Below are 13,447 nucleotides of genomic sequence, written 5' to 3' on the forward strand. Positions count from 1 at the left end.
GATGTGCTGAGCCCGCCGAAGTGTCGGATGCCGCGTCTAAGCTTGTCCGGTGACTGTTCCCGGGATTCTGCGCGCCTTGGAAGAGGCGACTCTCTACCGCGACGCCCTCACCTGGGCGCAGACCGATGCCGACCTCGGGCTCGTCGACGGGCTCGACGCCCCGGCGATCGCCGGGCTCCTCGGCAAGCGCGCGAGCTCCGGGCATCCGGCATCCCTTCTCGTCATCGCGCCCACCGGGCGCCGTGCGGAGTCGCTCGCGCAGGCGCTGGGTTCCTTCATGCCGGATGCCGAGATCCTCAGTTTCCCCGCGTGGGAGACGCTGCCGCACGAGCGCCTGAGCCCGAGCGCCGACACCGTCGGCCGCCGCCTGGACACGCTGCGCCGCATCACCACCTGGTCGGGCGAGCACCCGCTCATCGTCGTAGCCTCGGTCCGCGCGGCGCTGCAGCCGATCGCCGCCAACCTCGGCGACACCGCACCGCTCGCCCTCGCGCTCGGTGCCCGCGGCCTCGAGCTCGACAACGCGGTCGAGCAACTCGTCGAGCGTGCGTACACCCGCGTCGACATGGTGTCCCGCCGAGGCGAGTTCGCGCTGCGCGGCGGCATCCTCGACGTCTTCCCGCCGACCAGCGAGCACCCGTACCGCATCGAGTTCTTCGGCGACGAGATCGACCAGATCCGCGCCTTCTCCGTCGCCGACCAGCGCTCGCTGCCCGGCGATGTCGATCTCGTGGAACTCCCCGCGACCCGCGAGTTGCTGCTCACCGCCGAAGTCCGCGACAAGGCGCGCTCGCTCGTCGCCGGGTTCCCCGCGATCGCCGGGATGCTCGAGAAGATGGCCGAGGGGATCCCGGTCGAGGGCATGGAGTCGCTGCTGCCCGCAGTGGCCGGCCCACTCAAGTCCCTCGCCGAGTACTTCGCCCCCGGAACGGCCGTGGCCCTCGTCGATCCGGAGCGCGCCAGCGCCCGTGCGCAGAGCCTCGGCGAGACGAACCGCGAGTTCCTGGATGCCGCGTGGAGCGCGGCGACCTCCGGAGCATCCGCCCCGATCGACCTCGGCGCCGGAGACTTCCTCAGCGTCGCGCGCCTGCGCGAGATCGTCCACGAGCGAGAGGGCGTGTGGTGGCGGTTCAGTCCGTTCGCCACGGACGACGAGGATGCCGCGAACATCGACGCCTCGATCATCCCCTCGTTCCACGGCAACGTCGACGGCGCGATCGAGTTCGTCGCCGCGCGCCTGGCCGACCGCTGGCGCGTCGTGGTCGTGGCCTCCGGAACCGGACTCGTCGATCGCGCGAACGACGTGCTCTCCGATCGCGGGCTCGCCGCCCGCGCCGTCGAGTCCCTGATCGACCAGCCGGATGCCGGTGTCGCAACGCTCGTGCTCGGATCGCTCGAGTCCGGGTTCCAGGTGCCCGAGGCGAAGCTCGCCGTGCTCACCGACAACGAGTTCTACGGTCGCACGATCGGCGGCGACCAGCGCGTCGTCAAGAAACTCGCCTCCCGGCGCCGCAACGTCGTCGACCCGCTGCAGCTGAAGAACGGCGACCACGTCGTGCACGCCACGCACGGCATCGCGAAGTTCGTCGAGATGACGCAGCGCGAGGTCTCCACGGGCGGCCGCAACGCCACCAAGACGACCCGCGACTACCTCGTGCTCGAGTACGCGCCCTCGAAGCGCGGATACCCGGGCGACAAGCTCTACGTGCCCACCGACCAGCTCGACCTGCTGTCGAAGTACGTCGGCGGGGAAGCACCGACCCTGTCGAAGATGGGCGGCAGCGACTGGTCGGCGGCCAAGGGCAAGGCCCGCAAAGCGGTGCGCGACATCGCCGTGGAACTCGTCAAGCTCTACTCGGCGCGCATGGCCGCGAAGGGCTACGCCTTCGCGCCGGACACCCCATGGCAGCGCGAGCTCGAAGAGGCGTTCCCGTTCGCCGAGACGCAGGACCAGCTGCAGACGATCGACGAGATCAAGGCCGACATGGAGCGCGAGATCCCGATGGATCGCCTGCTGTCGGGCGACGTCGGCTTCGGCAAGACCGAGGTCGCCGTCCGTGCCGCCTTCAAGGCGATCCAGGACGGCAAGCAGGTCGCGATGCTCGTGCCCACGACGCTGCTGGTCAAGCAGCACCTGGAGACGTTCACCGAGCGCTTCGCCGGGTTCCCGGTCAAGGTGCGCCCGCTGTCGCGATTCCAGACCGACAAGGAAGCGCGTCTCACCCTCGAGGGCCTGCTGGACGGCTCGGTCGACATGGTCATCGGCACGCACCGGGTGCTCACCGATCAGGTGATGTTCAAAGATCTGGGGCTGCTCATCATCGACGAGGAGCAGCGCTTCGGCGTCGAGCACAAGGACCGGCTGAAGAAGCTGAAGACCAACGTCGACATCCTCGCCATGAGCGCCACCCCGATCCCGCGCACGCTGGAGATGGCGGTCACCGGCATCCGCGAGATGTCGACGCTCGCGACACCGCCGGAGGACCGGCATCCGATCCTCTCGTTCGTCGGTCCCCGCAGCGACAAGCAGATCGCGGCCGCGATCCGCCGCGAGATCCTGCGCGAGGGCCAGGTGTTCTTCGTGCACAACCGGGTGCAGTCGATTCAGCGGGTGGCCACAGAGCTCGCCGAACTCGTGCCGGAGGCGCGCATCGCCGTGGCGCACGGCCGGATGGGCGAGCATCAGCTTGAGCAGGTCGTCGATGACTTCTGGGAGCGCAAGTACGACGTGCTCGTGTCGACCACGATCATCGAGACCGGTCTCGACATCTCCAACGCCAACACGATCATCATCGACAAGGCCGACAAGTACGGCCTGTCACAGCTGCACCAGCTGCGCGGCCGTGTGGGGCGTGGCCGCGAGAGGGCGTACGCGTATTTCCTCTACGACGACTCGAAGCCGCTCAGCGAGACTGCCGCCGACCGCCTGCAGACCATCGCGATCAACAACGATCTCGGCTCGGGCATGCAGGTGGCGCTGAAGGATCTCGAGCTGCGCGGCGCGGGAAACATGCTCGGCGGCGAGCAGGCCGGCCACATCGCCGGGGTCGGATTCGACCTGTACCTGCGGATGATCGGCGAAGCCGTGGCGAACTTCCGCGGCGAGGACACCCAGGGCGACGTCGAGTTGCGGATGGAGATCCCGGTGGATGCGCGCATCCCCGAGACCTACATCGACAGCGAGCGGCTGCGCCTGGAGGCGTATCAGAAGCTGTCCGCTGCGGCGACGCCCAGCGCGAAGGATGACGCGATCGACCTCGTCATCGAGGAGCTGACAGACCGGTACGGCACACCACCCGAAGAGGTCGAGGGGCTTGTGGCCGTCGCCCGTCTGCGCCGGCGCGCAGCGACGGCGGGGCTCACTGATGTCGTGGTCATGGGTTCGAACCTGCGGGTCGCGCCCGCGCGCCTCGAGGACTCGATGAAGGTGCGGCTCCAGCGGCTGTACCCGAAGGCGAAGCTCGTCGCCGGGGGAGAGTCGCTGCTCGTTCCGCTGCCGGAGGACGTCACGATCCTCGAGTGGGTCTCGCAGCTGCTCACCGCGCTGTTCCCCGAGCCGGTCTAGACCGCGAGCTGATCCGGCGCCGGGATGACCGGTGCACAACTTCGGCTGCCGGACGCGACGCGGCGGGCTGCAGAGAGGATGCCGCGGCATTTCGGCCGCGGCATCCGAAGTCGTGCACGGCGGCGCCGCGCCGGACTAGTCTGGCGGCATGTTGTACGAGCACCTCGGGGCTCGGCCCCGCGTCCATGACACCGCCGTCATCGCGCCGACCGCCGTCATCTCCGGCGATGTCGAGATCGGACCGAACTGCCAGGTGCTGCACGGCGCCGTGATCACCGCCGAGGGCGGACCGATCACGCTCGGCGAGCACGTGATCGTGATGGAGAACGCGCTGATCCGTGCCACCGCCGCCAACGCCGTGCACATCGGCGATCACACGCTCGTGGGCACTCTGGCGAGCATCGCCGGCGCGACGGTCGGGGAAGAGGTGTTCTTCGCCTCGGGAGCACGTGTCTTCAACGGATCGATCGTCGGCCCGCGCTGCGAGATCCGTGTCAACGCGATCGTGACGCGCCGCGCCGTGCTGCCCGAGGGCACCGTCGTGCCGATCGGGTGGGTGGCCGCAGGCGACCCGGTGCAGCTGTTCTCGCCGGATCGGGCCGACGAGATCGCTGCCGCGCAGCCGGACCTGGATTTCCCCGGACACGTGTTCGGGGTCGACCGCGACACCCCGGATCTGATGGTGCAGCTGACCGAGCGATACGGCTCATCGCTCGCGCGGCACGCGGACGACCACGCGGTCTGAGCAGGCTTCGACTCGCTCCGCTCGCTCAGCCCGTTTCGTCTTCGGCGGCTTCGCCGCCTCCGCTCAACGACCCGCGTGGGACTGTCATCTCGCAGGTCGACGACCCGCGGGGGACTGTCATCCCGCAGCTCAACGACCCGCGGGGTCAATGTTCCGCGGGTCGTTGAGCGAGCGCAGCGAGACGAAACGGGCTGAGCGATGAGCGCAGCGAAGAGTCGATGCCGCCCCCGACGAAGCGACTAGCTCAGATGACGCCCTGGGCGAGCATCGCGGCGGCCACGCGCTGGAAGCCGGCGATGTTCGCACCGGCGACGTAGTCACCGGCGACGTCGTACTTCTCCGCGGCGTCGAACGCCGCCTGGTGGATGTCGCGCATGATCTCGCGCAGCTTGTTCTCGCTGTCGCCGAACGTCCAGCGCTGACGGGAGGCGTTCTGGCTCATCTCGAGCGCAGACGTCGCCACGCCACCGGCGTTGGCGGCCTTGCCCGGTGCGAACAGCACACCTGCGCGCTGGAACGCCGCGACGGCATCCGGCACGCACGGCATGTTCGCACCCTCGGAGACCGCGCGCACGCCGTTCGCGATGAGCGCCTCGGCGTCTTCCAGGCTGACCTCGTTCTGCGTGGCAGACGGCACGGCGATGTCGACCGGCACGTCCCAGACGCTGCCGCCCTCGACGAAGCGCGCGCTCGCACGACGGTTCGCGTACTCGACGATGCGGCCGCGCTCGACCTCCTTGATCTGACGCAGCAGATCGAGGTCGATGCCGGCGTCGTCGACGACGTAGCCGGAGGAGTCGGATGCCGTGACCGCGGTGGCCCCGAGCTGGGTGGCCTTCTGGATGGCGTAGATCGCGACGTTTCCGGAGCCGGAGACGCCGACGCGCTTGCCGTCGAACGAGTCGCCCTTCACTCCGAGCATCTCCTGCGCGAAGAACACCGCGCCGTAACCGGTGGCCTCGGTGCGCACCTCGGCGCCGCCCCATCCGGTGCCCTTGCCGGTGAACATGCCCGACTCGTGACGGTTCGTGATCTTGCGGTATGTGCCGAACAGGTAGCCGATCTCACGGCCGCCCACGCCGATGTCGCCGGCGGGGACGTCGGTGTGCTCGCCGAGGTGACGGTACAGCTCGCTCATGAACGACTGGCAGAACCGCATGATCTCGGCGTCCGACCGGCCGTGCGGGTCGAAGTCCGATCCGCCCTTGGCGCCGCCGATGCCCTGACCGGTGAGCGCGTTCTTGAAGATCTGCTCGAAGCCGAGGAACTTGATGATCGACAGGTTCACCGAGGGATGGAAGCGCAGACCGCCCTTGTACGGGCCGAGCACGGAGGAGAACTGGATGCGGTAGCCGCGGTTCACCTGTATCTTCCCTGCATCGTCGATCCACGGCACGCGGAACATGATCTGACGTTCCGGCTCGACGATCCGATCCAGGATGCCGGCTTCGACATACTCCGGGTGCCGCTCAAGGGCGGGCGAGATCGTTCCGAGCACCTCGTGGACGGCCTGCTGGAACTCGGGTTCGTGCGGGCTGCGCGCCAGCACCGTGTCGAACACGGGCTGGACGGACTCGGTGAGCGGGTGGAAATCAGTGAGAGTTGCGGTCACGCGGGGACGGCTTTCTGAGTGGTATGGCTGAGGGGCGATCGTGTCGCGTGAAATCGTGGGCGCCGGATCGGGCGCGAGATCTCACTTTACCCCGGGGATTTCCGGGGCGCCGACACGGGGATCATCCGGTGTTCTGCAGGCCCGCTGCGACGCCGCTGACCGAGAGCAGCAGCAGGCGGCGCTGCTCTTCGTCGGCTCCCGAGCCTTCGGCCGGGATGGATGCCGCCGAGCGCAGCTCGCGCAGGGCGCGCAGCTGCAGCAGCGAGAGCGCGTCGACGTACGGGCTGCGCAGGGCGACGGCCCGCTGCAGGATCGGCTTGTTCTCGAGCAGGCCGGTTCCGCCGGTGAGACGGATGACCCACTCCTTGGTGAGGGCGAGCTCGTCGAGCACGAGCTGGGCGAGATCGTCGCGGTCGCCGAGGGCGAGGTAGCGGCGGGCGATCCGCTCGTCGGTCTTCGCAAGGCTCATGGCGACGTTGTCGATCATGGTGTGCAGCAGCGGCCACTCGCGGTACGCCTCCTGCAGCAGTGCCTCGTCGCCGACGGCCTCCAGCGCCGTCCCGAGGCCGAACCAACCGGCGAGGTTGATGCGCGCCTGCGTCCACGCGAACACCCACGGGATGGCGCGCAGATCCTCCAGCGATTCCACCGACAGGCCGCGGCGTGCCGGGCGGGAGCCGAGGGCGAGCAGCCCGATCTCCTCCATCGGGGTCACGGTGGCGAACCAGGGGGCGAAGCCGTCGGCCTTCACGAGCTGGAAGAACCGTTCGCGGGACGCGGCATCCATCGTCTCGGCGACGTGCGCGAAACGTGCGGCGGCGCCGCTGGTGCGCTCCTCGACGCTCGGCGACGACGCGAGCAGCGTGGCTGCGGCGACCTGGTCGATGTGCCGCATCGCGATCGCCGGCTCGCCGTAGCGGGCGAAGATGACCTCGCCCTGCTCGGTGAGCTTGAAGCGCCCGTCGACGGAGTGCGGCGGCTGGGCGAGGATCGCCGAGTTCGCCGGTCCGCCGCCGCGTCCGAGAGCGCCGCCGCGGCCGTGGAACTGCGTCAGCTCGATGTCGGCGTCCTTCGCCCACAGGGCGATCTTCTCCTGCGCCTCGTACAGCGCGAGGGTCGCGGCCACGGGGCCGACGTCCTTCGACGAGTCGGAGTAGCCGAGCATGACTTCCATGCGGTTGCCGGTCTCGTCGAGTCGGCGGCGGAACTCGGGGTGGGTGACGACCTCGGCGAGGATGCCCGGGGCGGCCTGCAGGTCGGCGAACGTCTCGAACAGCGGTACGACGTCGAGCACGGGGGCGTCATCGCCGAGCGCGTGGCGGGCGAGACGGCGAACGTTGACGAGGTCCTCCGCCGAGGTGGTGAACGAGACGACATAGCGTCCGGCGGCGCGCAGGCCGTAGGTGCGCTGGATCTCGGCGATCGCGCGGAAGACCTCGAGCACCTCGAGCGTCTTCTCGCTCAGTTCGCCGCCGGCCTCGAGCTCGGCGAGCGCCTCGCGGTGCACCTGGGAGTGCTGCCGGACCTCGAGCTCGGTGAGATGGAAGCCGTACGTCTCCACCTGCCAGATCAGGTGCTGGATGCCGCCGAACGCATGCCGCTTCGCGCCGGATGCCGCAAGCGAAGTCTGCACGGCGCGCAGGTCGCTGAGAAGCTCCTCCGGTGCGGAGTAGCCGCTTGGCGTGTGCAGGCGGGTGGCGGCGACCCGGTTCGCGAATGCGAGTACGACACGGCGGTGCGGTTCCTCGGGGGAGCGTGCGGCGATCTCCTCGGCGAGCTCCGGATGCGCGGAGGAGAACGCCTCCCACAGCATGATTACGTCCGCGCTGGGCGGGGTGCTCTCGGCATCCAGCGTGAGCGTGCGGCCGATCCGCTCGATGGCGCGCTCGAGGCCGCGCAGCACGTGGTCGGCGGCGATCTGCGCGGCCTCCCTGGTGACGGACGCGGTCACGAACGGGTTTCCGTCGCGGTCGCCGCCGACCCAGGATCCGATGCGCACGAACGCGGGGACGACCGGCGCGCTCGCACCGGACTGCTCGCCGCGCAGGGCGTCGTCGATGCGGCGGTACACGTGCGGGACGGTGGTGAACAGCGTCTCGTCGAACACCGACATGACCGTGCGGACCTCGTCGGTCGGCGACGGCTTCTGCGCGCGCAGGGGAGCGGTGCGCCAGAGCGTGTCGACCTCCTCCAGCATGCGGCGGCGTGCGCGGTGCTGTTCGGCGCCGCCCTCGCTGGACGCGTCGTGGGCGGTGAGCAGCTCCGAGAGACGGCGGATGCTGGTCGACACCGCACGTCGCCGCGCCTCGGTGGGGTGCGCCGTGAAGACGGGGTGGAAGCGCAGACCCGACAGACGTCGCCGCGCTTCGTCGTCGCCGACCTCGCCGCGCAGCTGCGCGTATGCCGCGGCCACGGTGTCGGCGGCATCCTCACGGCCCGGCCGGCCGGCGCGCTCGCGCAGGATCCGCACCCGCTGGTGCTCCTCGGCGAGGTTCACGAGGTGGAAGTAACAGGTGAACGCCCTGGCGACCTCGTCGGCGCGGGCGACCGTGAACGACTCGGCGATCTCGGCCGCGCGTTCGAACGCCTCGGCACTCTCGGCCTCGTACGCCTGGATCGTCGCCAGGCGCAGGCGCTCGACGTCTTCGAAGAGTCCGGGGCTGCCGCACTCCTGCAGCACCTGTCCGAGAAGTCCGCCGAGCATGCGCACATCGGCGCGCATCTCATCGGGTGTGCCCCGCCCGGCTTCGAACCGTCCGATGACGCGGATGGCCTCGGTGTTCGTGGGCTCTGTGTAGGTCGGCTCCGTGGTCATCATTCGAGGTTAGCCGCGCCGCAGAGGCCCTCCCGACCACGTGACGCATCGTGACTGCCCGGGCATAGCATGGAGCGGATGTCTGACTCCCGAAACCTCCTGCGAACGCAGCAGTTCCCCGCAGTCCTGCTGCTTCTCGCGGCGGCCCTCGGGCTGCTGCTGGCGAACCTCCCGACCCACGGACCGATCGCCGCAGTGCTGGACTTCCACATCGCCGTCCCGGGGACCGGCATCGACCTCTCGGTCGCGCACTGGATCTCTGACGGACTTCTCGCGATCTTCTTCTTCGTCGTGGCGATGGAGCTGCAGTACGAGCTCACCCGCGGCGATCTCAGTTCGTTCCGCAAGGCGCTGCAGCCGGCGATCGCCGCGGCCGGCGGCGTGCTCGTGCCGATCATCATCTACCTCGTGATCGCGGGCGGCGAGGCGACGGCATCCGGCTGGCCCATCCCGACCGCGACCGACATCGCATTCGCGCTCGGAGTGCTCGCCGTGTTCGGCAAGGGCCTGCCCACGGCCGTGCGCGTGTTCCTGCTGGCGCTCGCCATCCTCGACGACATCATCGGCATCATCTTCATCGCCGTGCTGTTCGCGCACGACCTGAACTGGATCTATCTCGTGCTCGCCGTCGTCGGCGTCGTCGCCTTCGGGATCCTCTCGCGGATGCTGCCCGTCAAGCACTCGTGGCTCGTCATCGTCGCGATGGTCGTCGTCGGCGTGCTGGTGTGGGCGCTGATGCTGCTCTCCGGCATCCACGCGACGATCGCCGGCGTCATGCTCGGCCTCGCGATCGCGCAGTCGCCGTCGATGCGCGCCCGCCACGTGCTCGAGCCGTGGGTGAACGGCGGCATCCTGCCGATCTTCGCGTTCGCCGCGGCCTTCGTCGTGATCCCCGCGGTCTCGCCCACCCAGCTCTCGCCGGCGTTCTTCGGCATCGCGATCGCGCTGCCGGTCGGCAAGATCATCGGCATCACCCTGTTCGGCTGGATCGCGCTCCGGATCGGGAAGAAGGAGAAGGCTCCGACCCTCACGATCATGGATCTGGTGGCGGCCGGGACGCTCGGCGGCATCGGCTTCACGGTGTCGCTGCTGCTCGCGAACCTCGCCTTCGCCGGCGATGCCGCCACCCGCGATCAGGCGATCCTCGGTGTGCTGGTCGGCTCGCTGATCGCGCTCGTCCTGTCGGGGATCATCGTCACGTCGCGGGCGGCGTGGCACCGCAGGGTCACGGCGGCCAGTTCCTGACGGACACAAGGTTCCTGACGACCACGAGGGGGATGCGATGACCGACTCCGATGCGCTGCGAGCGGCGGCCGAGACGATGCGGGCGGTGCGCGAGCGCTGCGTGTGGTCGCAGCAGATCACGCACCGCGACCTCGTGCCGTACCTCATCGAGGAGTCGCACGAGGTGATCGACGCCGTCGAGACGGGGGACAGGGCGGAGCTGCGCGAGGAGCTCGGCGATCTGCTCTGGCAGGTGCTGTTCCACGCGGCGATCGCCGCCCAGGATCCGGACGATCCGTTCGACATCGACGACGTGGCCGAGACGCTCACCGAGAAGATGGTCCGCCGGCATCCGCATGTTTTCGGCGACGAGGTCGCGAACACGCCCGAAGAGGTTCTCGTGCACTGGAACGCCGCGAAGGCGGCCGAGAAGCGCACCCGCACCAGTGTGCTCGACGGCGTCCCGCGAGGGATGCCGGCACTCGCGCTCGCGCAGAAGGTGCTCGGCAGAGCGGCACGGGTCGGGGCGGGCGCCGACGTCGCGCTCGCCGCGCACGACGCCGCGGAGATCGGTGCGGCACCGGAGTCGGAGGAGGAGCTCGGCGACCTGCTGCTGACGCTCACCGCCACCGCCAGGGCGAACGGCTGGGACGCCGAGCGCGCGCTGCGCGAACGCCTGCGCACGCTGGAGGACGAGGTCCGCACGGCCGAGGCCGGCTGACCGATCTCCCCGATCCCCGGAAAACCCAGACGATTCGGCGTGTCGACGGCGTGGTGCGCCTCGACACGCCGTCGACACGCCAGCTGGTCCGGGTTTTCCCACTCGATGCGACGGCACATGCTGACAGCGACACCTGGAAAGATGGATGCGTGGCTACTGTGAACCCGCCGCGCGGCATGCGCGACATCCTCCCCGCTGACAAGGCGCGCCGCGAGAGCCTGCTCGCCGTCATCCGCGAGCGCTATCGGGCGCACGGCTTCGACGAGATCGAGACCCCCGCGGTCGAGGAGTACGACCGTCTGCATGCGGGCATCGGCGGAGACAACGAGAAGCTGTCCTACAACATCCTGCGCCGGGGCCTGGATGCCGACGCGATCCGCACCGGCGCCGATGACCCGTCCGCGCTGAGCGACCTCGGTCTGCGCTACGACCTCACGGTCCCGCTCGCCCGGTTCTACGCCAGCAACCGCGGGCAGCTCCCCGCCGTGTTCCGCGCCATCCAGATCGGTCCGGTCTGGCGGGCCGAGCGTCCGCAGAAGGGCCGCTACCGCCAGTTCATGCAGTGCGACATCGACATCATGGGCGACGACTCGGCACGCGCCGAGGCCGAGCTCATGGTCGCATCCCTCGATGCCCTCGGCGCACTGGGACTCGACGGCGCGACGGTGCGCGTCAACGACCGACGCGTGCTCGACTGGATGCTGGACGACTTCGGCTTCGCCGCCGACGAGCGCCCCGGCGTGCTGATCACGATCGACAAGCTCGACAAGATCGGCCCGGACGGCATCGTCGCCGAACTGCGCGAACGGGGTGCCACGGCATCCGCCGTCGACGCGTTCGACGCCTACCTGCGCCGCCCTCAGACCCTGGAGTACAACCCGTACGGCGAACGGCAGATCCGCAAGGCGCTGCCCGAGGGCGCACCCGACGAGATCGTCGCGCACCTGGTCGGAATCGGCGAGGCCGTCGCGGCGGGCACGGGCGCGACGGACATCCCGCTCGTGTTCGATCCGTTCCTGGTGCGCGGCATGGGCTACTACACCGGCACGATCTTCGAGCTCGCGCACCCCTCGGTGTCGTACTCGCTCGGCGGTGGCGGACGCTACGACGGCATGATCGGCCGCTTCCTCGGCCAGCAGGTGCCCGCCGTGGGATTCTCGCTCGGATTCGAGCGGCTCGCCGACCTGCTCGATCAGGCGGCGGATGCCGGCAGCCAGGCCATCGTCCTCGTCCACGACGCCGACGTGCCCCTGGCAGAGCTCATCGCCCACAAGGCTGCCCTCATGGTGCATGGCCGTGTGCGGCTGGAGCGCCGGGTGAAGAACTTCAAGGCCCTGCTCGAGCGGTCCGCCGCCGACGGCTACAACGCCTTCGCGACGGTCTCGGCCGGCGTCGAGCCGGGGACGCTGGAACTCAAGCCCCTCAGCTGAGTCCGCTGGCGACGGCCGTTCACGCCCCGTTCACGAGTGCCCTGTCGAATGAGGGCATGATCCGGGTGCGCATCCTCATGATCGGCGCGACGATGGGCGTCGTCGCGCTCGGCGTGCGGATGCTGCTGACCAGACAGGCCGCGATCGCCCGGCGCCGCATCGGCAAACCCCTGGGCGAGATCTCGCTGGACGCCGACCGGGTGTGGAAGAAGTCGCTCGAGGGCCGGCCGATCCAACTGCTGCTGCTCGGCGACTCGCTCGCCGCTGGCCTCGGCGCCGAACGCCGTAAGGAGACGCTCGGCGGGCGGCTTGCCAAGTCCGTCGCGAAACGGATGCTGCGGCCGGTGCGGCTGCGGACTGCCGCGGTCGTCGGGTCGGAGTCGACCGCCCTCGCCGGTCAGATCGACGGCTTGCCCGACGACTACCGAGCGGACGCGGCGGTGATCGTGGTCGGCGGCAACGACGTCACGCACATGGTGCCGCCGCGGTCTGCCGCAGCCGAACTCGAGAGCGCGATCATCCGCCTGCAGGAGCGCGGGACGCCGGTGATCGTCGGCACCTGTCCCGATCTGGGAACGCTCCAGCCCGTGCCGCAGCCGCTGCGCACGCTGCTGTCGCGGATGTCGTACCGACTGGCGCTCGAGCAGACCAGGGTGGCCTGGCGCACCGGGGCCGTGCCGGTCGATCTGCGACGAGCCGTCGGCACGACGTTCCGCGAGCAGCCCGACGAGATGTTCAGTCTCGACCGCTTCCACCCGAGCGCCGCCGGCTACCGGCGCACCGCCGAGGCGCTGCTGCCCGCCGTCGAGATGGTGCTCAGGCAGTCTGCTCCGCTGCTGGCGCGCTGAACGACGCGGCCCACTCCTCGACCCTCTTCGCGCTCTCGGCTGGGGAGATGTCCTCGATCCGCGTCATCAGTGACCAGCGAACGCCGAAAGGATCGCGGATGCTGGCGAAGCGGTCGCCCGAGACGAAGACGGATGCCGGTTCTCGCACGGTCGCCCCCGCGGCTTCGGCGCGAGCCAGCACTGCGTCCACATCGGGTACGTACAGGCCGAGCGAATAGCAGTCGTCGTCGCCTGCGGGAGGAGGTACGAGCCTGTAGTCGGGGCTCGGCTCGCCGATCTGCAGCAGTCCGAGGCCGAAGTCGAGATCGGCGTGCACGACCACGCCGCCCATCTCGGTCACGTCGATCACCGTCGCACCGAACACGTCGCGGTAGAACGCGATGGCATCCGCCGCCTGCGGGATCGCGAGGAAAGGGGTGAGCGAGGTGGCGTTGTTCGGGCGGCCGTTCGTGGTGTGCGTGCCGGTGAGGCCTGTCGTGGTGTCCAT

The 13,447-nt window shown here is 69.6% G+C and carries 9 protein-coding genes; 6 read left to right on the forward strand and 3 right to left on the reverse strand.

The genetic code is table 11. The features are described 5' to 3' along the window. Window positions 1–49 precede the first annotated feature (49 nt). Together mfd and MAE01_RS13705 are read left to right on the forward strand one after the other, a co-directional pair. Window positions 50–3,565 (forward strand): transcription-repair coupling factor, encoded by a 3,516-nt coding sequence (gene mfd, locus MAE01_RS13700; protein ID WP_147040294.1) that lies wholly within the window; start codon window positions 50–52, stop codon window positions 3,563–3,565. Window positions 3,566–3,713: 148 nt separating this feature from the next. After that, window positions 3,714–4,310 carry a gamma carbonic anhydrase family protein gene (locus MAE01_RS13705; RefSeq protein WP_147040296.1) on the forward strand — a complete coding sequence of 199 codons (597 nt, stop codon included), beginning with the start codon at window positions 3,714–3,716 and terminating at the stop codon, window positions 4,308–4,310. 244 nt (window positions 4,311–4,554) lie between these two features. Here the strand turns inward: MAE01_RS13705 and gdhA are convergent, their stop codons facing one another. Together gdhA and MAE01_RS13715 are read right to left on the reverse strand one after the other, a co-directional pair. Then, window positions 4,555–5,922, reverse strand: a complete 1,368-nt coding sequence (gdhA, locus tag MAE01_RS13710) for an NADP-specific glutamate dehydrogenase (RefSeq protein WP_147040298.1) — start codon at window positions 5,920–5,922, stop codon at window positions 4,555–4,557. 121 nt (window positions 5,923–6,043) lie between these two features. Continuing rightward, entirely contained in the window at window positions 6,044–8,737 is a 2,694-nt protein-coding gene (locus tag MAE01_RS13715; protein ID WP_147040300.1) for a phosphoenolpyruvate carboxylase, read from the reverse strand. A 78-nt stretch (window positions 8,738–8,815) separates the two neighbouring features. On the opposite strand from MAE01_RS13715, the gene nhaA reads away from it, so the two are divergent. From nhaA to MAE01_RS13735, 4 genes are all read left to right on the forward strand, one after another. Continuing rightward, window positions 8,816–9,982 (forward strand): Na+/H+ antiporter NhaA, encoded by a 1,167-nt coding sequence (gene nhaA, locus MAE01_RS13720; RefSeq protein WP_147040302.1) that lies wholly within the window; start codon window positions 8,816–8,818, stop codon window positions 9,980–9,982. A gap of 37 nt (window positions 9,983–10,019) precedes the next feature. Then, window positions 10,020–10,682 (forward strand): nucleoside triphosphate pyrophosphohydrolase, encoded by a 663-nt coding sequence (locus MAE01_RS13725; RefSeq protein ID WP_147040304.1) that lies wholly within the window; start codon window positions 10,020–10,022, stop codon window positions 10,680–10,682. 176 nt (window positions 10,683–10,858) lie between these two features. Beyond that, window positions 10,859–12,112: a histidine--tRNA ligase gene (locus tag MAE01_RS13730; protein WP_222591685.1), complete on the forward strand. Its 1,254-nt coding sequence runs from the start codon at window positions 10,859–10,861 to the stop codon at window positions 12,110–12,112. A 56-nt stretch (window positions 12,113–12,168) separates the two neighbouring features. Then, on the forward strand, window positions 12,169–12,960 hold the full coding sequence (locus MAE01_RS13735; RefSeq protein WP_147040306.1) for an SGNH/GDSL hydrolase family protein: 792 nt from the start codon (window positions 12,169–12,171) through the stop codon (window positions 12,958–12,960). Here MAE01_RS13735 and MAE01_RS13740 read toward each other — a convergent pair. Next, the gene (locus tag MAE01_RS13740; protein ID WP_147040308.1) at window positions 12,929–13,447 is read right to left on the reverse strand and encodes a VOC family protein; all 519 of its coding nucleotides are present in this window, start codon (window positions 13,445–13,447) and stop codon (window positions 12,929–12,931) included. The genes MAE01_RS13735 and MAE01_RS13740 overlap by 32 nt on opposite strands.

The sequence above is a fragment of the Microbacterium aerolatum genome, assembly GCF_007988825.1.
Lineage (GTDB): Bacteria > Actinomycetota > Actinomycetes > Actinomycetales > Microbacteriaceae > Microbacterium > Microbacterium aerolatum.